Here is a 19,890-nt window from a genome sequence, read left to right as displayed (position 1 = left end):
TCACCATTCCCGGTGGGACGTGCCGATCGCGAAGAACTTCTCGGTCCGTCCGACAGCGCCGGACGCGGCCGAGACGAGCGCCAGTGCATGACTCTTGAACGCGCGTGCTGCCGCGGTCAACGGATGCTCGATCGGTTCGACGTCCGTACCCTCACCCGCCACTGACGGCGGCGTGCCGTCTCCCCAGAACGACACCTCGACGGATCGCCGGCGCAGGGCTGCCGTGACCTCCCTGTTGACGCGATGATCGCCGGTGAAGATATCGGCCGCGACCGCGATCGCGTCAGGCCGAAGACCGGACGCGGATTCCAGGGCAGCGTCGAGGTTGAATGCGCGCGCCCCGAGGATCTCCAGCGGGCGCGCTGTCGGACTGGCGTCGTCGAGGCCGGGAATCAGGACGCTGACCTCCCAACCCGCCATCACGCGGTCGAACACCCAGCCACCGGAGGACGCGACGGCATCGGCGACCGACGGTGCCAGAACCGCGAGCTGATACTTCAGCGAGGTGCCGTCCGCAGGGCCGGAGCCCGGTTCGTCCTGCTCGATTGGCGCGGCTGTCATCGATCGAACCTCCCGATTCGGGGACGATTTCCCGATAAGGAAGCGTGACATTTGTACCGCGATATGTAAAGTCACGATTTGGCCGCGTGGGAGTCGGCCGGGACCGGATCAACCGGCGATTCGCTCCGGGGCCTCGGCGATGGTGGGCACCAGCCCTTCGGGGTCGCACAGTTCCAGCACGCGCCACACCGCCGAGCCCGGGATCAGCGACCATTCCACCGCACCTCGGGCCAGGTCAGCCCGGATCGCGTACAGGGCGGTCATCCCGTCAAGCGCCAGAAAGGTCACGCCGCTGAGATCGAGCAGAACCGAGGAACAGCCGTCGGCGAGATCCACCACGTGGTCGGCGAACACGCGCGCGTTGGCCGTGTCGATCTCGCCGGTGACGACGATCGTCGTGAAGTCCGCCCTGCGCCTGCCGACTATGGACAGACGACGGTGCGGCGTCGTTTCGGTGACGAGGCAGGCGGGAAGCTTCTCCAGTCGAGCAACAGCCATGCCCCAACCTCTCCCGCGGTGATGCCAGTCACAGTCCACGCGCCTATACCCACGGCGGCGGTGGCCTAAACGCGGCACTCGGTCACTGCAGGACGGAAGACCGTTCGTTGTCGCCGACCTGGTCGAAACGCATCCGGACGGTCGTACCGTGGGGGGAACGCTCGATCTCGGCGGCATCCGACAGGGACCGCATCAGCGGAATCCCGCGGCCACGAAGCCGGGGAATGGCACTGCTGGTCGGCTCGCGCCAATCCCCCTCGTCGGAGATCGTCACCGCGACCGACCGGGACGGTGCGTCATAACGGGCCGTCAGCCGGACTGTGCCAGGGGCGGGATGGTGCACGTAGGCAAACTCGGCCGCATTGGCCAACGCCTCGTTGACCGCGAGGACGAGGTCGTTGTGCCGATCCGGGCTCAGGTTGAACTGACGGAGCCAACGGCTGAACTCCTCACGCACCTGACCGACGCGCACGGCATCGGCGACTACACAGTGTTGGAGAGTCTCAGCGGCTGTCATAGCGGTGGTGGTCTACCCGATTTCCTCGGCCACTATGCGGCGAGCTTTGCCAGCGCCTCATCAAGATTCGGGTACACGTCGACGATGTCGGCGATTCCCACCAGTTTCAGCGGACGGCCGGTCACCGGGCCATCTGCGACGACAGCGAATCCCACACTTGGACTTGCCTTCTGATGAGCCGCGATCAGCACGCTCATCCCAGCCGACGCCAAAAACTCGACGTCTGTGAGATTGACCACCAGTGCGGACGGCTTCCGGTCCAGCACTACAGAAATTCGCTCTTCCAGCTGCGGCGAAGTCAACATGTCGACCGTGCCGGCAGCAGACACCACCACGACCTGGTCGAACCACTGCTCCTCGATGGCACACGAGGGATTGGCGATCAGCTCTTCGGCGATATCGGAATCTTCTGGCATCAGGCACCTCACTGTCATTCGCTTCCCGTGCTCCTGCTTCTGACCTGCGGGGCTGCGTTTTGAACCCCGGCAGGCGTGGCGGCACGGCACGGCACTCACGCAGGCGTGAGCGACGTGGCTGCTTAGAAGGTTATCCCAGGCACCGTCCGTCGTCCCTCTCCGACCGTCAATTCACGAGGTTCGGCGTGGTCAAAGGCTCCGTTGAAGCCATTTGAGGGCCTGAAGCCTCTACGATCTGGTTCATTGTGCGAAACAACGAGCCATTGACCGAGGCCGTCGACCACCCCGCCGAGGACAACTCGACTCGGCGGCGGATCCTGGCGGCGACCGCCGAGGTCCTCAGCCGAAGCGGACAGTCCAAGCTGAGCCTGTCCGACGTGGCTCAACAGGCCGGGGTGTCCCGCCCGACGCTGTACCGCTGGTTCGCGTCCAAGGAGGACCTCCTCGACGCATTCAGCATCTACGAGCGTGAGATGTTCGACACAGGCATCAGCCGGGCCACCGCCGGCCTGCGTGGCACCGACCGCCTGGACGCGGCGCTGCGGTTCATCGTCGACTACCAGCACTCCTACTCGGGGGTGCGCGCGATCGACATCGAACCCGAGGTGGTCATTGCCCGGCTGTCGCAGGTGCTGCCTGTCATGCGGGCCCAGCTGGAGAAACTGCTCAGCGGGCCCAGCGCGTCGGTGAAGGCGGCCACGGCGATCAGGGTGGCCGTCTGCCATTACATCGTCCGAAGTGACGACGACGACGGCTTCCTCGACCAACTGCGTCACGCGGTCGGGATCAAGACCGCCGGTCGGTAGCGCGGTTCGGGGCGTTCAGCCCGCTCCGTCGGCCCCGGCCCGCTCAGCCGACGACGATCCGGTAGGGCTCGATCAGCACGCCGGTGCGCCACCACAGCAGGACGGCGAACACCACGAGCAGCGCCGCCGTCACTCCCGCCCCGACCGCGGCGCGCCGCTCGGCGGGCGCGTAGGCGAACGCCGCCCCCACGATGGATCCGGTGACCAACCCGCCCAGGTGGCCCTGCCAGCTGATCGGTCCGGCGCCCATGGCCGGCGCGACGACCGTGATGACGACGTTGATCAGGATCAGCGCCGCCACCCAGCGCACATCCAGGTTGAGGCGACGTCCGATGACGAAGGTCGCGCCGAACAGGCCGAAGACCGCACCCGAGGCGCCCAGCGTCAGGCTTGAGGGGTCCGAGAGCAGGTAGACCGCGACGGACCCGCCCAGCAGGCTCAGCACGTATAGCGCCACGTACCGCAGGCGGCCCAACCACATCTCCAGCGCGGGGCCCACGATGTACAGCGCCCACATGTTGAACAGGATGTGCAGCGTCCCGTCGTGCAGGAACGCGGACGTGATGAGTCGATACCACTGATCGAAGTGCGCGACGCCGTTCGGCCACAGCGCGAAGTCCGGTTCGAGCTGACCAACCGCCATCTGCAGCACGAAGGCCAGAACGTTCAGGCCGATGAGCGTCCAGGTGACCACCGGCGTCGTCGCGGTGCGCAGCGTCCCGCCGAACTGAGTCTTGGGCGCGCGCACAGAGGCCGCGGCCTCCTGGACGCAGTCCACGCACTGGTGGCCGACCGCTGCCGACCGCATGCAGTCCCCGCAGATGGGCCGGTGGCAACGCGTGCACGTGACATAGGTGACGCGGTCGGGATGCCGGTAGCAGACGGGGGTCTGCGGCGCGGCGTGCGGCGGGCCCGGATAACTCATGCCCGTAAAAGTACTTGTGCCGCCTGATTGGATATCCGGCATGTCGATTTCCGGTGATTCAGCCGCCCGGGTGGTCAGCGCCAGTCGCGAGGTCGCGGCGCCTGCCGCGACCGTTTTCGAGCTCATCGCCGACGTCGCGCAGCAGCCGCGATGGGACGGCAACGACAACCTCGCCGAGGCCACGCCGACCCGCGTCCGCGCGGTGGGCGAGGTGTTCTCGATGACGCTGACGATCGGCCAGGTCCGGCAGAACCATGTCGTGGAGTTCGAGGAGGGCCGGCGCATCGCCTGGCAGCCCTCGGAGGTCGGCCAGCCTCGTCCGGGACATCTGTGGCGGTGGGAGGTCGAACCGCTGGGCCCGTCGCGGTGTCTGGTGACGCACACCTATGACTGGACTCGGCTGACCGACGAGGCCCGGATGGTGCGTGCTCGCGCGACGACGGCGGAGCGGCTTGCGGAATCGATCTCGCGGTTGGCTGCGCTCGCGGAGGAGTTGGACTGAGGCGGCTGCGCTGAATCAGGTTGCGGTGCAACGGGTGCTGCTCACTGGCTCTGCGCGGGCCCGCGAAGACCTGCGACCGGAGGCGCCCTGAGAAAGCCCCAAAGAGCCTGCGGTGACGCCGAGTTCGGCCACCCTGGCCAGCGCATTGCTCGGCGAGTTTGCCTTCCCGGCTCAGAACCCCGCCTTTGATGCCACTCGCCCTCCCCTGTTCGGCCCTAGGCTGGATCCCAACGGGAATTTACTTGCCATCCAAAGCAGCTCAATTCCTGAAATTTCTTCTGCCCCTTGGGTTTCTCCTGTCACATCGCGACAGGGTTTTGTCGGTGCCTCGAACTAGTGTTCGAGTATGACGTCGGTGGCCGCCCTGCTCTCTGAGCTTGAAGGCGTCCACGCCCGCCTGGCCGCCGCGTCCGTCGATGACCTCTCCGCCGCGCAGGTGCTGACCGTGATGGAACGCCTCCAGAAGATCGCGTGGGCGGATGCGGCTGTCGACCACAAACTAGTGGCGCGCCTGCAGGAGTGTGGGCCCGACGAACTCGGCGGCGACAAGGTCACCAAAGTCCTGACCCACCGACTGAGGATTCCTTCCGAAGAAGCCCATCAGCGCGTCGCCGACGCCGAAGCACTCGGACCACGAAGGGCGATGACCGGCGAGGTGCTGGAACCGGTCATGCCCACCGTCGCCGCCCGTGTGGCTGAGGGCCGCGTCGGACCCGCCCACGTGGACAGGATCCGAAAGTTCTTCAAAGCACTGCCCGACCACGTCGACCTCAGCGCCCGTGTCGAAGCTGAACGGTTGGCCGCCGAGCACGCCGCCACGATGGGGGTGCCCGAGCTGCGGGCCGCACTGGAGCGGATGCTGTTGTGGCTCGATCCCGACGGGTCGTTCAATGACGCCGACATCCAACGCCGCCGCGGTATCACCTTCGGCAAGCAGGGCCCCGACGGATTGACCGAACTCCGGGGACACCTCACCCCCGAAGCCCGCGCGGTGCTCGAACCGGTGATGGCCAAACTGGGCGCCCCCGGGATGTGCAACCCCGACGACGAGAATCCGTGTGTGTCGGGGCGACCCACCGAAGACCAGATCCAGGCCGATCAGCGCACCACAGCCCAACGCCAGCACGACGCCCTGGTCGCCGCCGGCCGCATGCTCCTGGCCTCCAAGAAGTTGGGCAAGCTCAACGGGCTGCCCGTCACCGTCATCGTCTCCACCACGTTGAAAGAACTCGCCTCGGGGGCGGGGTTCGGGACCACCGCCGACGGGTCGCTGCTGCCGATGCGAGACCTGATCCGGATGGCCTCCCACGCCTTCCACTACCTGTCCGTCTTCGACGACGACGGCCAAGCCCTGTATCTGGGGCGGGCCAAGCGGATCGCCACCCCCGCCCAACGGATCGTGCTGCACGCCCGCGACCGCGGGTGCACCGCACCGGGATGCACCGCCTCGGCCTACCAATCCCAGGTTCACCACGCCACCCTCGATTGGGGCGACGGCGGCGAGACCAACATCGATGAGTTGGCTTTGGCGTGCGGGCCCGACAACCGCAAAGTCGGCCCCACCAAATGGAGAACCCGCATGCGTCGCGGACGCTGTGAATGGATTCCCCCACCCCACCTCGACAACGGTGGCCCACGGGTGAATGACTACCACCACCCGGAGAACCTCCTGAATCCGTATCGGGAGGGCGATGAAGGCCGGGCGGGGCCACCCGCGTCATGTGATGACGACACAAGCTGAGGATTCCGCGTCGCCAGGCCAGCGATGGGCCGGGGACAGAGCGGCAATGGTCCCGATCGAGTACCCGACGGTCGACACACCGATGGCACACGACCGCTGCCGTGACAGCGCGCCTCGGCCAGAAGCGCCTAACCCTGCTCCCCCGACAACACCGACACAACCTCCCGCAGCGGCTCAGGGCTGGTCGCAACTCCCCCGAGGAATGGATGGGAAAGCTGCAGCACCAGAAAGATATTGGCGGCCACCAGGGTCCCCACGATCGCCACCATGGGGTAATGCATCAAGGGGTGCTCGACGCCGTAGATGCTCACGGTGCCCAGCACCATCGCGCTGGTCAGGAAGATCACCGCCCACAGCGGCCACGGCGGACCAGTGTCGGTGCGTGCCTGCACAATCCGCTCCGTGCGCGCCTGACTGACCTTGTCGAGGTTCGACAATGATGTCGCCAGAACGGACTTCTGCACATCGTCGACCGGATGGATCTGACGATAGGTCGAATACAGTTCGGCCAAAGCGGAATCGGCGGCCGCCGACCGTCCGTGCACCGCGTTCGGCCACTCGTCGATCGCGGCCTGCTCATACGTCAGCAGGCGGGCACGAATCCGGTCCGCATCGGCAGGAGCGAACACCGAAGAATCCTGCGCCATCTGTACTGCCGCTGACCCCTCGGCCCGGGACTTGCCGTCGGCGGCGCTGATCTGACCCCACATCGCCGACACCACAAAGCCCATGAAGAATGCGTAGACGAAACCGATGACGCCGTAGGTGAACTTGGTGACATCGTTGTGGTCCTCACTGCGCAACACGGGGTACCGCCGCCGAACCATGATCTGCAGGCCCACCGCTCCCCCGGCGATCACCACGATCAGCAGCACCAGCAGCAGGCCAGCCGGAATGTGACTGACCAACCACGCACTCAACATCCGCGACCCTCTCGAGCACCGCCGGGCTGCAATGGCCCACCCGTCCGCGCCGCGAGATGCCGCGCGTAGACGATCCCGAGGAAGGCCGCGACATTCTGGGCCACCAGATGTGCCCGCACCGAGGCCAGCGCGTCGAACATGTGATGGGCGTTGGGCAGTTCGGCATACAGCACCGTCGGGGCACCCGCGGACCGCAGGGCCGCCGAGAATACCCGTGACTGACCGGGCGGAACGACGTTGTCCTTGGCGCCATGCAGCACGAAGAACGGCGGGGCATCACTGCTGACATGACACACGGGCGAAGCCAACTCATAGATGTCGCGAGAGTGCGCCAAAGGCGTCTTCAGCACCGAACGCTCCAGGAACGGCATCATCTGCGGATGCATGAGGCGCGAATCGGTCAGGTCGAACACCCCGTACATCGGGACCGCGGCATGCACTGTGGTGTCGGCGGATTCGAACCCCGGCTGGAACCGAGGCTCGTTGACCGTCAACGCGGTCAGCGCACTCAGGTGCCCGCCCGCGGACCCGCCCGTCACGGCGATGAACCCCGGATCGCCACCGAAGTCGGCAATGTTGCGACGCACCCAGGCCACCGCACGCTTGACGTCGACCACATGCGCGGGCCACGCGTGATGGGGGCTCCGGCGATAGTTGACCGAGACACCGACCCAGCCGCGTTCGGCCATCGCCGCCAGCAGCGGATACCCCTGTCCACGTTTGTCGTTCACCGACCAGGCACCACCCGGGATGTGGAGGAGCACGGGTGCGTCACGACGCGTGTCCGGCCGCCGCCAGATGTCGAGGGTGTGTGCGCGCCCACCGTCGAAGTACGCGATGTCCGCGGCACCGGCACAGTAGCGGCGCCGGTACCTCAGAACCGTGACTGGACCCCGCGAGCCCGCCCGCCGTGACGGCGTTCTGGGATGCACCGCCTCCTCCGCAAAGCGGTCACCGAAGGCCTCCCGCAGGACTCGGTCCAACACGACGTCCGAATGCTGCGCGGCCACCCCGTGGGCGAGGTCGCCGACTGGTCCGACCGGGACCGGCAATGAGGAGATCGCCTGCGCCGCCAGCACATGCGGCCGACACTCCGCCGCCAACCAACCACCCGCCATCGCGGCCAGCACGCCGGAGTGCCGCACCGCACGGCTTCCCGTCCGATAGATGCGCGCCGGATCCACCCGCACAGTGTCGCACCCGCGACAGCAACCCACGCGTCATCCGGCTGAATCGGAAACCGAATCGACGGGTACGGGCGCCTCGACCAGGAGCGACAGCCCGTGGTGCGGCGGCATCTCGACGGCGAAGCTGTGCAGATCGTCCACGGTGGCCACCGGTTTCCCGCTGAACATGTCCGACACCTGACCACCTGCGGGCAGTGCGTCGGAGCGCACCGAACCCGCGATGTGCTCGTTGGCGAAGTTGAGCACCGTGAGCTGGTAAACGTGATCGTCTTCGAGTTGGTGCACCATGACGAGCATGCCGCGATGCGACACGTCGGGGATGTCGACCTGACGGCTGGTGGCGATGCCGTAGTGGGAGCGCACGCGCAGAATCGCCTGGAGCTGCCGCAGGAAACTCGCCTCGTCGTCCATCTGCTCCGGGATCGATCCGTAAAGACTTCTGCCCCTTGGCATGCCGGCCAATGACCGTTCCGCGTCAGGGTTGACTCCCATGAGGTCATGTGCGGCGCGGTGGATCCATCGGGTGTCACCGCTGCGCAGCAGCGCCGAAACCTGCTCGGCGGGAAGGGTGAGCATCCCGCACAGGTCCCAGCCCGACAGCGCGAAGACGCCGGGTTGCAGGGCGTTGAACATCGCCAGCAGCAGATGAGCCCGCCGGATGTGGTCGAGGTCGACGGTCTCGTCCAACTGCGCCAGATCGGTGACGCCGAGCGTGGCGGTGATCAGAGAAGCTGTGGTGCAGGCGATTCCGTTGGTGGTGAACACCCGGTTGTACGGCGCATTGGGGCCGGTGAGCTTCTCGGTGAGGTCACGACGGACGATGTCACCCAACTGCTCGCCGGTGACCTTCTCATTCTTGTACTCGTAGATGTCGTCCCGGTGTCCGGTGGACCAGTGCACGAGTTCGTAGGTGAGTTCGTCGTGGTTCTGCAGGGCGTGCACCAGCGAGGCGGGGTCCACTCCGAGTTCCAGCGTGGTGCGCAGCGTCAGGCGCAGGAACTCGGTGTCACCGGTGACGAAAGCATGCTGGTACGCGGGCCGGCTGATGAAGTCGTAGGACAGGTCGGCTCCCGCCTCACCGATCTGCCTGATGTCGTCAATGGTCAGGTTCAGCTCCTGGAAGGTGAACCCGCCCACCTTGCGGACCATGCTCGCGATGAGGTGGTTGGCGGCCTCCGACAGCGGGTGGCCCTCCGACCATCCCGGATTGTCCTCGGCCGCGGTCTTCTCCGCACCGAGAAAACCGTTGGCGTCCAACCTGAGTCCACCGGTGCCGAGATCGGTCAGCGAGTGCAGCGCGTCGCCGATCACCAGGCGCATGCCTGCGAAGGACGGGTCGAGCCAGTTGATCGAGGGCTGACCGTCCTTGAAGTAGTGCAGATACACCCAGCGCCGGGTGACGCCGTCGACGCCCAGGACTGGCCTGGTCACGCTCCAGTTGGTCTCCTTGACGCCCTCGGCGTAGAAGATCACCCGCTGCAGACGACCGATGATGTAGCCGGCCTTGTCCAGCCAGTCCTCAGTGGCCGCGTCGATGTTGACCGAGTCCGCGCCAGGGGGCACGTCGGGAAGGTTCTCCCAGTCGAGCGGGTCCACCTCGACCATGTGATAGATGCCCGGATAGTCCGCATACTTCATCTCCGCGAGACGGAAGTCGGCACCCTTGCCGGTGTGCCCGGGCACGATGTCGTCGATGATCGTGCCGCCGTACCAGTTGGCGGTCCCGCACAGGTGGCGGAACTCCTCCTCGGTGCCGAAAGCCGGGTCGATCTGGGTGCTGATGCGGTCGAAGTGGCCGTCGACGCTGGGGGTGAGCTGCCAGCCCGAAATGCCACCGGCGCGCTTGACCGGACCGGTGTGGACGGCTTCGATACCGATCTCGGCGAACGCCTTCCACAACTGTTCATCCGCGATGGCCTTGAGGAAGGACTCGTCGGGCCGGGTGATCAACGAGATCGGATAGGCGGTGAACCACACCGAGGCGGTGTCGACCGCGCCTCGCGGATTCGGGTTGGCGTAGGGGTTCTGCCACATCGACCCCTGCCCCGAGAACTGCTGGCTGATCTCGTTGGCATCGCTGAGCATCGACTGTGACAGCAGCCATGACACGTAGGCGGGATTCTCCGCGGAGGCGGGGCCATCCTGCGCCAGGGAACGACGGGTGAAAGGCGACTTGACGCGCGGCCGGTACCGCAGGGTCCTGGGCCTGGCGGGGTGCAGATGTTCGTCGAAGGTGATCTCGGTCGGTTCGTTGGGCTGCTCAGGCTGGTCACTGGGCGCAGATTCCACCGATTGCGACATGCAACTCCTCCCTGACTTCGTACCCGCCACCCCGGGTCCGCAGCGCATGCAACACCGAGCCTACGGACGCCAGGCACGATGCGCTTTTCGGCGAACCCGCCACGACGAACCTCGCGGGGCAGTATTGCCGCGCGGGTGGTGCTCTGAAACGCACGTGTGATGCGCACCGGCCGGAACAGGTGCCGAGACACGCAGCCAGCAGGGAGCCGCTGGAACGCTCCGCCCCTACTTCTGCGCCAACGTCACGGTGCTCCGATGGTCGTCACGCGCGCCGCGGTGAACCGGCGCCGCGCGATGCGCCATCCGTCGTCGGTGCGCACCAGGTCGTCGTCGTAGAACCCGACGGCGTTGACGCCGGACTGTCCGTCAGGCGCCAGGATCAGTCCGTCGATGTATGTCCGGGCTTCGGCGCTGTCCCCCGCGACCGTGATCACCATATTGCTGAGCCGGTGCAGGGTGTGCCCGGCCAACGCGTGCGCCTGCTCCATGAATTCGGTGACGGCGTCCACACCCTGGAAGATGCCGATCTCGCCGTAGTCGAGTTCGCAGTCAGCGGTGAACACCGTCCGGAACAGCGGCCAGTCGCGTCGATCGATCCCCGTGGCGTACCTGATCAGCACATCGGAGATGTCCTGACGATCGTCGGTCATGTCGCTCTTTCGTTCGGCTGCGGGACACAGCGCTGCGATTCGGACTTTACAGCTTGGACGCTCAACGTCACGCTGGGATGATGAGTCACCCTTCCGAGGACCGGGTGTTCACCTTCTGCCGGTACTGCCTGGCCTCGTGTGGCGTCGAGGTCACCGTCGCGGGCAACCGCGTCGTCAAGATCTCCGCCGACAAGGACAACCCGCACAGCTGGCGGGACTTCTGCGCCAAGGGCCGCAACGCGCATCAGCTGGTGTCACACCCGCGCCGGATCGTCGCGCCGATGAAGCGGGTGGGCGAGCGCTACGTCGAGGCCACCTGGGACGAGGCCGTCGCCGACATCGCGGCTCGGATGACCGCGCTCATCGACACCGATGGACCCGACACCATCGGCGTCTATTACGGAAACCCCGCCGGATTCTCGTCGTCCAACCTGATCTTCATGAACGCCTGGCTCGACGGCATCGGCACCGGCAACCGTTACGCGGTGGGTTCGGTCGACCAGAACGCCCTGCACGTCGTCGCCGAGGCCATGTACGGCTCACCCATCATGGTGCCCGTGTCTGACATCGACAACTGCGACTACTTTCTTCTTGTCGGCACGAATCCCGCTGTCAGTGCCTGGAATTGGGTCGAGACCGCCCCCGGCGGCTGGCAGCGGGCCCTGCAGCGGCAACGGGAGGGCGCGACGATCGTCGTCGTCGATCCGATCCGCACCGAGTCGGCGGATCGGGCCGACGTCCATCTCGCCGTCCGTCCCGGCCAGGACTGGGCGCTGCTGTTGGCGATGGTCAAGGTCATCCTCGACGACGGCCTGGAACACACCGCGGACTGCACGCACCGCACCACGGGGTACGCGGCGCTCCGCCGCCTGACCGACTCCGCGGACCTCGACGACCTCGCGCAGCGATGCGACATCCCACGCGCCGAGATCGAACGGATCGCACGCGGGTTCGCCACCGCGAAGACCGCGATGGCGATCACCCGGACTGGGGTGTCCCTGCACGTCACGGGCACGGTCGGCGAATGGCTGGGACAGGTCCTGAACGTCATCACCGGACGGATGGATCGGCCCGGCGGACGCCGATTCGAACCGGGGTACCTGGACGCGCTGCGGTTGGCCGGCCTGGCCAAAGCCCCCGACCATCGCAGCCGGGTGGCCGGTCGGCCGATGGTCGCGGGTTCGCACGCGCTGAGCGAACTGCCCGGCGAGATCACCACGTCGGGGCGCGGCCGGATCCGAGCCATGATCATCAACGCCGGCAACCCGGTGGTGTCCGGACCGGACGGCGCGGCGCTGGACGAGGCACTGGCCCAACTCGACCTGCTGGTCGCCATCGACTTCGTACAGCGCGAAAGCCACCGCCATGCCCACTGGCTGCTGCCCGCGGTGCACTGGCTCGAACGCGACGACCTGCTGGCGCTCACCAGCAACATGCACGACGAGCCATACGTCCAGTACGGCGCACGGGCCGTGGCCCCGCCGCCGGAGGCCCGCGAGGAGTGGCAGATCTTCGTCGACCTTGCGCTGGCCATGCGCACCCCGCTGTTCGGATCCCCGCTCGTGACACAGTTCATCGCCGCCACGCGCACCCTGGCCAGGCTGACGCGGCGGCCCGCATTCGCGTTCCAGCCGCGATGGATCGATCGGCTCATCATCGCGATGTCACGAAAGGTGGACGGGCGCCGACTGTCATGGCGGAGACTGCAGCGCCACCCGCACGGCATGGTGCTCGGTCCGCGCGAGTATGGCCGGTTCGACGCCGCTCTGCGCACCCCCGACGGGAGGATTCAGCTGGCGCCGGACAGCCTCGTGGCCCGGGCCAGGGAACTCCTCGCCGCACCGCCCCCAGCCGCGCCGCCGGGACGTCCCTTCCAACTCGGCAACCGCCGCCACCGGCACTCGATGAACTCCTATCTCAACGACCTTCCCGGTCTGCATCCCGGCGGCAGGGGCAGCGTCGCGGTGATCCATCCCGACGACGCGGCCGAACTCGGCATCGCCGCGGGTGACCGGGTTCAGGTGTTCTCCCCCGCCGGGGCGGTGGAACTCGACGCCGTGATCGACGACCGGCCGCGCCGCGGGGTGGTGATCGTCGACCACGGCTGGGGGTCGCGGGTATTCGACCCGGCCGACTCAGCCCCAGCCGTCGTCCACGGCGTCAACCGCAACCTGCTGGTGGCAGGGTTCCCGGTGGATCCGCTGTCCCAGACACCGGCGTTGAGTTCGACCTACGTCGGCCTGCGGCGAGTGAGCGTCCTCAACGAAAGTCGAGACCGGCGCGAGCAGACCTCTACACTGACAAGTTATGAGGTCTAAGCAAACCATCGGGCTGGCGGCTGCGCTGGCGCTGGCGGGCTGGTGCGCCTCGACCGCGATCAGCGCCGCCGAACCGACACCACCGGGTCCACCTCCCGGCCCCGCGCCCGGCCCCACGACGACGATCGAAGGCACCGGAACCTACGCCGTCGGCACCGACATCACGCCCGGAACCTACAGTTCGGCCGGCCCCGTGGAGGGCAAGGTCTGCTACTGGAAGCGCTCGAACGGCGACGAACTCCTCGACAACGCCATGAGCAAGAAGCCGCAGGTCGTGCAGATCGAGGCCAGCGACACCAGCTTCAAGACCAGTGACTGCCAGCAGTGGCAGCGGATCGAGGACTGCCTGCCGGGTTGCGCACCCGCTGGACCCAGCCCCGCCGAGATCCTCGGCCAACTCGGGCGGATCGTGCTGACCAATCCGGGCCCGCCCGCGGGCTGAGCCCTGACACCGTCGCCTAACGTGGGTCATCGTCCACCCGGTTGTTAAGGAGCGACGATGGCTGAGGCCGATCTGCCCGCTGACCACCTCGAACTGCTTCGTCGACGAGCCCTGACCGAGGATGAGGCCCGGCCCCAGGCCGTCGAGCGTCGTCACGCGGCCGGCGGCCGGACCGCGCGGGAGAACATCGCCGATCTGGTGGATGCCGGATCCTTCGTCGAGTACGGCCGGTTCACGATCGCCGCGCAGCGCGCGCGTCGCCCCGTCGAAGACCTGATTGCGAACACCCCCGCGGACGGGTTGATCGCGGGCACCGCCCGCGTCAACGGGGATCTGTTCGGCCGCGAGCGCAGTGCCTGCGCGGTGCTGTCCTACGACTACACGGTGTTGGCCGGGACGCAGGGCGTGTTTGGGCACCACAAGAAGGACCGGCTCTTCGAACTGATCGAGCGCATGCGACTGCCCACGGTGTTCTTCGCCGAGGGCGGTGGCGGCCGGCCCGGTGACACCGACTACCCGACGGTGTCCTCCCTGGAGGTGCGGGCGTTCAAGTTGTGGGCATCACTGTCCGGCCTGGTGCCACGCATCGCTGTGGTCAAGGGCCGGTGCTTCGCGGGCAACGCGGTGATTGCCGGGTGCTCCGACCTGATCGTGGCGACCGCGGACACCTCGATCGGGATGGGCGGTCCCGCGATGATCGCCGGCGGCGGACTCGGTGAGGTCGCCCCCGACGACGTCGGCCCCATCTCGATGCAGGAACCGAACGGGGTCGTCGACGTCGTGGTGCCCGACGAGGAAGCCGCGGTCGCGACCGCACGACGGCTGCTCGCCTACTTCCAGGGGCCGGTGTCGGGGTTCGAGGCTCCCGACCAGTTGCCTTTGCGCACAATACTTCCCGAACGTGCTCGGCGCGCCTACCCGGTGAACCCGATCATCGAGACCCTCGCCGACGTGGATTCAGTGACATTCCTGCGGCCCCGCTTCGCGCCTGAGATGGTGACCGCATTGGCCCGCGTCGAGGGCCGCCCGGTCGGATTCATCGCCAACAACACCATGGTCATGGCCGGCGCCATCACCGCCGCTGCCTCCGACAAGGCCGCACGGTTCCTGCAGTTGTGCGACGCCTTCGGACTTCCCGTCATCTCGCTGGTGGACTGCCCCGGCTTCATGGTCGGCCCGGATGCCGAATCCGCCGCCCTGGTGCGCCGGGCGTCCCGGATGCTGGTCGCCGGTGCCGCACTCGAGGTGCCGCTGATCGCGGTGATCCTGAGGCGGGGCTACGGCCTGGGCGCGCAGGCGATGACCGGCGGAAGCATGCGCGAACCCCTGCTCACCGCGGCCTGGCCCGGAGCCCACCTAGGCCCGATGGGTCTGGAGGGTGCCGTTCGCCTGGGACTGCGCAAGGAACTCGACGCCATCGCCGACCCTGAGGAGCGCGAGGCACGGGTCAGGGCTGCCACGGCCGCGGCACAGGAGAATGCCAAGGCGCTCAACGCCGCGGCGATCTTCGAGATCGACGACGTCATCGATCCGGCCGAGACACGCGGTCTGATCGCCGCGACACTGTCGGCCGCCGCGCTGCATGAGCGCGGCCCGCGGCGGACGCGGTTCGTCGACACCTGGTGATCCGAACGAATTTCGCCCCAGGTCTATCTTGACGGGTGTCGATTTCCTATGGTGACTCAGGTGAGCACCGCCGCTGTTGACTCAGACCGGGTCGCCGATCTCGCCGAACAGGTGATCGCCGACCACAATCCGAAGACCGTGCCGATCCAGGAGTACCTCGGGGCCTGCTACGACGCCGGCCTGTCCTGGGTGCACTTCCCCGAGGGCCAGGGCGGCATCGGCGTCTCCCGGGGCCTGCAGGCCGTCGCCGACCGCATCCTGCAGGGCGCGGGCGGACCCGTCCCGCTCGGGTTGAATCCGATGGGTTATGGCATGGCGGCCCCCACGATCCGCGAGCACGCGCAGTCCGACGACCTCAAACGGTTCTGGCTGCGTCCGCTGGCCACCACCGAAGACATCTGGTGCCAGTTGTTCTCCGAGCCCGGCGCCGGGTCGGACCTGGCCGGCTTGGCGACCTCCGCCGTGCAGGACGGCGACGAATGGGTGCTCAACGGCCAGAAGGTGTGGACCAGTCTGGCCCACCGCGCCCGATGGGGTCTGTTGTTGGCGCGCACCAATCCCGATGCGCCCAAGCACAAGGGTCTGACCTACTTCGTGATCGATATGCACGGACCGGGCGTGGAGACCCGGCCGCTGCGACAGATGACCGGCCAGGCCGAGTTTAACGAGGTCTACATCACCGACGCCCGGATTCCCGACGAGCATCGTCTCGGTGCGGTCGGCGACGGCTGGCGCGTGGCGATGACCACGCTGATGAACGAGCGAAGCGCGCTCGGCGGCAGTGGCAGCAGGCGTGGTGCGGGCACCATCTCGGATGCGGTGTCACTGTGGGCGTCGCGTCCCGATCTGCACACACCGGTGTTGCGCGATCAGCTGACTCAACTGTGGCTGCGCTCCGAGGCGCAGCGTCTGACCGCGGAACGCTCCCGCGCGTCAGCGGGCGTGGGCGGCCCGGGGCCGGAGGGATCGATCGGCAAGCTGGTGGGCGCCGAACTCAATCAGCAGATCTACCAATGGTGCATGGATCTTCTTGGGCCAGAAGGGGTCCTGTACCACAGCTACGCGCTGGACCGCGATGACGACGGTGAGGCCGACTGGCGTGGACCGGTCCAACAGCGCTTCCTGCGCAGCCGGGCCAACACCATCGAGGGCGGCACATCCGACGTGATGCGCAACATCCTCGGTGAACGTGTGCTCGGCCTGCCGGGCGATCTGCGTGCCGACGCCGGCATGCCCTGGAAGGAGATTCCCCGTGGCTGAGTTCAGCTTCACTGACGAGCAGCAGCAGTTGCGTGCCGCGGTGCGAAAGTTCTGCGCCGACAACTTCGATGAGGCGACCGTCCGTCGCCTGATGGAGTCCGATCCGCCGTTCGATGCCGCCGTATGGGCGCGCTTGGGTGCCGAACTGGGCGTGTTCGGTCTTGCGGTGCCCGAGGAGGACGGTGGTGCCGGCGGCACCCTGGTCGATCAGGCCGTCGCGATCGAGGAACTGGGCGCGGCGCTGGCCTGCGGACCCCTGTTCGGCACGGTGTATCTCGCGATTCCCGCCCTGGTGGCCGCGTCGGGAGGTGCCGCGCGCGACGAACTGCTGCCCGACCTCATCGAGGGCCGCAGGACCGCGGCATTCGCGGTGAATGACCGGGCCGGTGCGTTCGATCCGTCGGCCGTCGCCGTGTCCGCCACCGGCGGATCGGATGCCACGGTCACAGGCACGGTCGAGCGGGTGGTCGACGCCGGTGCGGCCGACGTGATCCTGGTTGCCGCAACCAGTTCCGAGGGCGTGGGACTGTACGCGGTGGACACCGCGGACGCGGGTGTGACACGCACCCCGCTGGTGACCCTCGACCTGACCCGCCCGCAGGCCACCGTCGAATTCACCGGCGCCACAGCCCGACTGATCGCTGGACCCGACGAGGCCGAGCGCGTGATCACCCACGCACTGCAGGTGGGCTCGGTGCTGCTGGCCGCCGAACAGGTCGGCGCGGGCCAGCACATGCTGGATGTCGGTGTCGAATACGCAAAGGCGCGCCTGCAGTTCGGGCGTCCGATCGGTTCATTCCAGGCCGTCAAACACCGCCTCGCCGATCTGCTCGTCGATGTCGAGCATTCCCGTTCCACGGCGTACCACGCCGCCTGGGCGCTGACCGACGGCACCGACGATCCGGCGCTGGCGGCCAGCATCGCGCAGGCCACGTGCTCGGCGGCGTTCAGTCAGATCGCCCGCGACACCATCCAGACGCTCGGCGGTATCGGGTTCACCTGGGAACACCAGGCGCACCTGTACTTCAAGCGTGCCGCCACCGACGCCGCGCTGCTGGGCAGTGCCGAACAGCACCGTGATCGGGTTGCCGAGCTCGTGCTGGACACCGCGTCAGCCGATCGGCCGCCGCGGGTCGCTGCCGGCGTGCCCTGACCAGACGCTCACCCTGACCTGATTTGGGCGCGCACGCCACGGTAGATGCCACGTCGCACGACCCACGGTTGCAGCACGCGGTCCACAGACCACGCGGGAAATCTGAACCGTGCCCCGTTGGGCGCGAACACTTCGAGGCCGTCGCGCTGCGGACCGAGCACCGAACCCCAGCGCCGCCGCGGGGGACGGTAGTTCCGCAACGGCCTGCCCGCGATCTCGGCCCGCACGTTGTGCGCCAACAGTCCGTCGGCGCGATTGCGGGCCGAACTGCGCAACGGGTCGGTGGCCGCCACATCCCCGATCGCGAACACCCCGGGATGCCCGGGCACCCGCAGGTCGGGCATCACACGCACGAACCCGTCGTCGTCCAGGATCTCGGTGGGCAGCCAACCGGTGTTGGGCCGCACCCGCCCGATTGCCCACACCACCGCATCCGCGCTGACAGGCGACTGCCCCGTGCTGAATTCGACAGCCCCGCTGGTGATCTCGTCGGCGCGAAACCCGGCGGGCAGCACCGCCCGATGGCCAGCGTGCACGCCGACACCGGCGTCGCTGAGCCGGCGCGCCACACGCCGCCACGTCCGGTCATGGTGGTGCGGTAACGCGCGTGGGCCGGGGTGGTACAGGTCCACCCGCGAGTCCGGCCAGATGGTCGCGATGTTGGCGGCCGCACTGACCGCTGCCGCGCCCCCGCCGATCACGATGACGGAGCCGGCCGAGGCCAGTCGCTCGTGCGCGGCGCGCAGGTCCGCGCCGATGTCGTCCGCGGACTGCAGCATGGGCTGTCGCCAGAAGCCGTTCGTCACGCCGGTCGCGATGACCAGCGTGTCGTAGGGCTCGTCGATGAGCGCACCGCCGATGTCACGCGCGGTGACGGTGCGAGCCGACAGGTCCACGCCGGTGAGTGCGGCGTGGACGGTGCGGACGCGGTCCAGACCGCGGAACCGCTCGAAGGCGATCCAGTAGTCCCGGGCCCAGTCCTCGGGCCGCGACAACCGCAGGCCCAGTTCCTGGCCGCTGACCAGCGCGGGCTTGGTCGAGATCCCGACCACGTCATGGTGCCGGGCCAACCGCATGGCCGTGAGGATGCCGCTGTCGCCCAGCCCGGCGACGACGATGCGAGTCACCGCGCGGTCCGCGGTGGGCGGGGCACGAACCGCGACACCCTCGCGATGACGTCGGCGTAGTCGGGACGCCGTTCCAGACTGCGCTGCTCCATCATCGGGATGCTGGCCCCGAGGAACATCGCCACCATCGCGACAACCCCAACGAACAGCCACCACCACTGCGACGGCGCGGCCGCGACCCCGAACAGAGCCAGCGCGAACCAGAAACCGCACTCGCCGAAGTAGTTCGGATGCCTCGACCAACTCCACAGCCCGCGGTCCATCACCTCACCTGGACGCCGCCGCGCCACGAACCGGTGCATCTGCACATCGGCCACGAGTTCGAGGAACACCGCGGCCACCCCGACGCCGAACGCGACCCACGTCAACCAGATCACCCCCGGGCCGGGACGCGTCACCGCGACGTACACCGGAAGCATCCCGAGGAACACCTGGACGGTCGGAATCAGGTGGATCGCCACAAGGTCGACGACGAACTCCCAGCGGCCGCCGCGCTCACGAAACATCGCGTAGCGCCAGTCCTCATGGTGCAGACCCGGGAACCCGTAGACCCAGTTCGCCGTCAGGCGCACCGCCCAGAACACCACCACGACGGCGACCAGCCAGCAGTGCACCTGGTCCGCCCCGGCATCCCCTCGCCACCACCAGTAGAAGAGCAGCAGGGGCGGGATCACGCTCCAATAGGCGTCGTAGAAGCTCGAGTTGTGCCAGAACCGACTGAACGCGAAGACCACCACGGTGGCCAGAACGTCGGCGATCAGGGTGTCGGCCAGAAGCTGACCCGTGCTGGGCCCCTGCCAGAGCCACAGGGCCGCGACGCCGACGGCCACGGCGTAGGCCGCCGAGACGATCGCCAGTGACCGTGCCCTGCTGCGGGTGGTGCCGGTTTCGCTCATCGCGGTCCATCGTGTCCAACGGCGGGCGGCTGCGGGTCGAG

Annotated in this window: 19 protein-coding genes; 8 read left to right on the top strand and 11 right to left on the bottom strand. The window is 67.7% G+C overall.

The window, feature by feature from the left end; genetic code table 11:
* The 4 genes from A5727_RS03445 to A5727_RS03430 form a co-directional block, all read right to left on the bottom strand.
* Nucleotides 1-561 (bottom strand): hypothetical protein, encoded by a 561-nt coding sequence (locus A5727_RS03445; protein ID WP_231991942.1) that lies wholly within the window; start codon nt 559-561, stop codon nt 1-3.
* Nucleotides 562-669: 108 nt separating this feature from the next.
* Complete coding sequence (locus tag A5727_RS03440) at nt 670-1,059, bottom strand: STAS domain-containing protein (protein WP_068244498.1); 390 nt, start codon at nt 1,057-1,059, stop codon at nt 670-672.
* Between the two features lie 82 nt (nt 1,060-1,141).
* Complete coding sequence (locus tag A5727_RS03435; protein WP_068244495.1) at nt 1,142-1,576, bottom strand: ATP-binding protein; 435 nt, start codon at nt 1,574-1,576, stop codon at nt 1,142-1,144.
* Between the two features lie 32 nt (nt 1,577-1,608).
* Complete coding sequence (locus A5727_RS03430; protein WP_082949576.1) at nt 1,609-1,992, bottom strand: STAS domain-containing protein; 384 nt, start codon at nt 1,990-1,992, stop codon at nt 1,609-1,611.
* A gap of 245 nt (nt 1,993-2,237) precedes the next feature.
* Here A5727_RS03430 and A5727_RS03425 point away from each other — a divergent pair, with 245 nt between their 5' ends.
* A complete protein-coding gene (locus A5727_RS03425; RefSeq protein ID WP_068244491.1) occupies nt 2,238-2,798 on the top strand; it encodes a TetR/AcrR family transcriptional regulator in 561 nt (186 codons plus the stop codon).
* Nucleotides 2,799-2,841: 43 nt separating this feature from the next.
* Here the strand turns inward: A5727_RS03425 and A5727_RS03420 are convergent, their stop codons facing one another.
* Entirely contained in the window at nt 2,842-3,723 is an 882-nt protein-coding gene (locus A5727_RS03420) for a rhomboid family intramembrane serine protease (RefSeq protein WP_068244488.1), read from the bottom strand.
* Nucleotides 3,724-3,763: 40 nt separating this feature from the next.
* On the opposite strand from A5727_RS03420, the gene A5727_RS03415 reads away from it, so the two are divergent.
* A complete protein-coding gene (locus tag A5727_RS03415; RefSeq protein WP_068244485.1) occupies nt 3,764-4,225 on the top strand; it encodes an SRPBCC family protein in 462 nt (153 codons plus the stop codon).
* A 346-nt stretch (nt 4,226-4,571) separates the two neighbouring features.
* Nucleotides 4,572-5,966 carry an HNH endonuclease signature motif containing protein gene (locus tag A5727_RS03410; RefSeq protein WP_068244482.1) on the top strand — a complete coding sequence of 465 codons (1,395 nt, stop codon included), beginning with the start codon at nt 4,572-4,574 and terminating at the stop codon, nt 5,964-5,966.
* A gap of 128 nt (nt 5,967-6,094) precedes the next feature.
* Here the strand turns inward: A5727_RS03410 and A5727_RS03405 are convergent, their stop codons facing one another.
* The 4 genes from A5727_RS03405 to A5727_RS03390 all read right to left on the bottom strand — a co-directional run bounded on the left by A5727_RS03405 (nt 6,095) and on the right by A5727_RS03390 (nt 11,027).
* On the bottom strand, nt 6,095-6,889 hold the full coding sequence (locus A5727_RS03405) for a bestrophin-like domain (protein ID WP_068244479.1): 795 nt from the start codon (nt 6,887-6,889) through the stop codon (nt 6,095-6,097).
* Nucleotides 6,883-8,073 carry an alpha/beta hydrolase gene (locus A5727_RS03400; protein WP_157521196.1) on the bottom strand — a complete coding sequence of 397 codons (1,191 nt, stop codon included), beginning with the start codon at nt 8,071-8,073 and terminating at the stop codon, nt 6,883-6,885. Before A5727_RS03400 ends, A5727_RS03405 begins: the two co-directional genes overlap by 7 nt.
* A gap of 36 nt (nt 8,074-8,109) precedes the next feature.
* A complete protein-coding gene (treS, locus tag A5727_RS03395; RefSeq protein ID WP_068244473.1) occupies nt 8,110-10,377 on the bottom strand; it encodes a maltose alpha-D-glucosyltransferase in 2,268 nt (755 codons plus the stop codon).
* A 242-nt stretch (nt 10,378-10,619) separates the two neighbouring features.
* On the bottom strand, nt 10,620-11,027 hold the full coding sequence (locus tag A5727_RS03390) for a nuclear transport factor 2 family protein (protein WP_068244469.1): 408 nt from the start codon (nt 11,025-11,027) through the stop codon (nt 10,620-10,622).
* 80 nt (nt 11,028-11,107) lie between these two features.
* Here A5727_RS03390 and A5727_RS03385 point away from each other — a divergent pair, with 80 nt between their 5' ends.
* From A5727_RS03385 to A5727_RS03365, 5 genes are read left to right on the top strand one after another with little or no spacing between them, the layout of a single operon-like run.
* Entirely contained in the window at nt 11,108-13,345 is a 2,238-nt protein-coding gene (locus tag A5727_RS03385; RefSeq protein WP_082949579.1) for a molybdopterin-containing oxidoreductase family protein, read from the top strand.
* The gene (locus tag A5727_RS03380) at nt 13,335-13,787 is read left to right on the top strand and encodes an Rv1352/Rv1906c domain-containing protein (RefSeq protein WP_068244464.1); all 453 of its coding nucleotides are present in this window, start codon (nt 13,335-13,337) and stop codon (nt 13,785-13,787) included. The genes A5727_RS03385 and A5727_RS03380 overlap by 11 nt, the downstream gene beginning before the upstream one ends.
* A 57-nt stretch (nt 13,788-13,844) precedes the next feature.
* Nucleotides 13,845-15,413: an acyl-CoA carboxylase subunit beta gene (locus A5727_RS03375; protein ID WP_068244461.1), complete on the top strand. Its 1,569-nt coding sequence runs from the start codon at nt 13,845-13,847 to the stop codon at nt 15,411-15,413.
* Nucleotides 15,414-15,473: 60 nt separating this feature from the next.
* On the top strand, nt 15,474-16,673 hold the full coding sequence (locus A5727_RS03370; RefSeq protein WP_231991941.1) for an acyl-CoA dehydrogenase family protein: 1,200 nt from the start codon (nt 15,474-15,476) through the stop codon (nt 16,671-16,673).
* Nucleotides 16,666-17,826: an acyl-CoA dehydrogenase family protein gene (locus A5727_RS03365; RefSeq protein ID WP_068244455.1), complete on the top strand. Its 1,161-nt coding sequence runs from the start codon at nt 16,666-16,668 to the stop codon at nt 17,824-17,826. Before A5727_RS03370 ends, A5727_RS03365 begins: the two co-directional genes overlap by 8 nt.
* A gap of 8 nt (nt 17,827-17,834) precedes the next feature.
* Here the strand turns inward: A5727_RS03365 and A5727_RS03360 are convergent, their stop codons facing one another.
* Both A5727_RS03360 and A5727_RS03355 read right to left on the bottom strand, forming a co-directional pair.
* On the bottom strand, nt 17,835-18,953 hold the full coding sequence (locus A5727_RS03360; RefSeq protein WP_286150016.1) for an FAD-dependent oxidoreductase: 1,119 nt from the start codon (nt 18,951-18,953) through the stop codon (nt 17,835-17,837).
* A complete protein-coding gene (locus A5727_RS03355; protein WP_082949575.1) occupies nt 18,950-19,849 on the bottom strand; it encodes a DUF1295 domain-containing protein in 900 nt (299 codons plus the stop codon). The genes A5727_RS03360 and A5727_RS03355 overlap by 4 nt, the downstream gene beginning before the upstream one ends.
* Between the last annotated feature and the right edge of the window lie 41 nt (nt 19,850-19,890).

Source organism: Mycobacterium sp. ACS4331, from assembly GCF_001667265.1.
Classification (GTDB): domain Bacteria; phylum Actinomycetota; class Actinomycetes; order Mycobacteriales; family Mycobacteriaceae; genus Mycobacterium.
This window is presented reverse-complemented; position numbering and strand designations above follow the sequence as displayed.

Excerpts from the sequence above, each read along its gene's own strand:
- A5727_RS03445 (WP_231991942.1), bottom strand. The coding sequence starts at position 561 with ATGACAGCCGCGCCAATCGAGCAGGACGAACCGGGCTCCGGCCCTGCG.
- A5727_RS03440 (WP_068244498.1), bottom strand. The coding sequence starts at position 1,059 with ATGGCTGTTGCTCGACTGGAGAAGCTTCCCGCCTGCCTCGTCACCGAA.
- A5727_RS03435 (WP_068244495.1), bottom strand. The coding sequence starts at position 1,576 with ATGACAGCCGCTGAGACTCTCCAACACTGTGTAGTCGCCGATGCCGTG.
- A5727_RS03430 (WP_082949576.1), bottom strand. The coding sequence starts at position 1,992 with ATGCCAGAAGATTCCGATATCGCCGAAGAGCTGATCGCCAATCCCTCG.
- A5727_RS03420 (WP_068244488.1), bottom strand. The coding sequence starts at position 3,723 with ATGAGTTATCCGGGCCCGCCGCACGCCGCGCCGCAGACCCCCGTCTGC.
- A5727_RS03415 (WP_068244485.1), top strand. The coding sequence starts at position 3,764 with ATGTCGATTTCCGGTGATTCAGCCGCCCGGGTGGTCAGCGCCAGTCGC.
- A5727_RS03410 (WP_068244482.1), top strand. The coding sequence starts at position 4,572 with ATGACGTCGGTGGCCGCCCTGCTCTCTGAGCTTGAAGGCGTCCACGCC.
- A5727_RS03405 (WP_068244479.1), bottom strand. The coding sequence starts at position 6,889 with ATGTTGAGTGCGTGGTTGGTCAGTCACATTCCGGCTGGCCTGCTGCTG.
- treS (WP_068244473.1), bottom strand. The coding sequence starts at position 10,377 with ATGTCGCAATCGGTGGAATCTGCGCCCAGTGACCAGCCTGAGCAGCCC.
- A5727_RS03390 (WP_068244469.1), bottom strand. The coding sequence starts at position 11,027 with ATGACCGACGATCGTCAGGACATCTCCGATGTGCTGATCAGGTACGCC.
- A5727_RS03385 (WP_082949579.1), top strand. The coding sequence starts at position 11,108 with ATGAGTCACCCTTCCGAGGACCGGGTGTTCACCTTCTGCCGGTACTGC.
- A5727_RS03380 (WP_068244464.1), top strand. The coding sequence starts at position 13,335 with ATGAGGTCTAAGCAAACCATCGGGCTGGCGGCTGCGCTGGCGCTGGCG.
- A5727_RS03375 (WP_068244461.1), top strand. The coding sequence starts at position 13,845 with ATGGCTGAGGCCGATCTGCCCGCTGACCACCTCGAACTGCTTCGTCGA.
- A5727_RS03355 (WP_082949575.1), bottom strand. The coding sequence starts at position 19,849 with ATGAGCGAAACCGGCACCACCCGCAGCAGGGCACGGTCACTGGCGATC.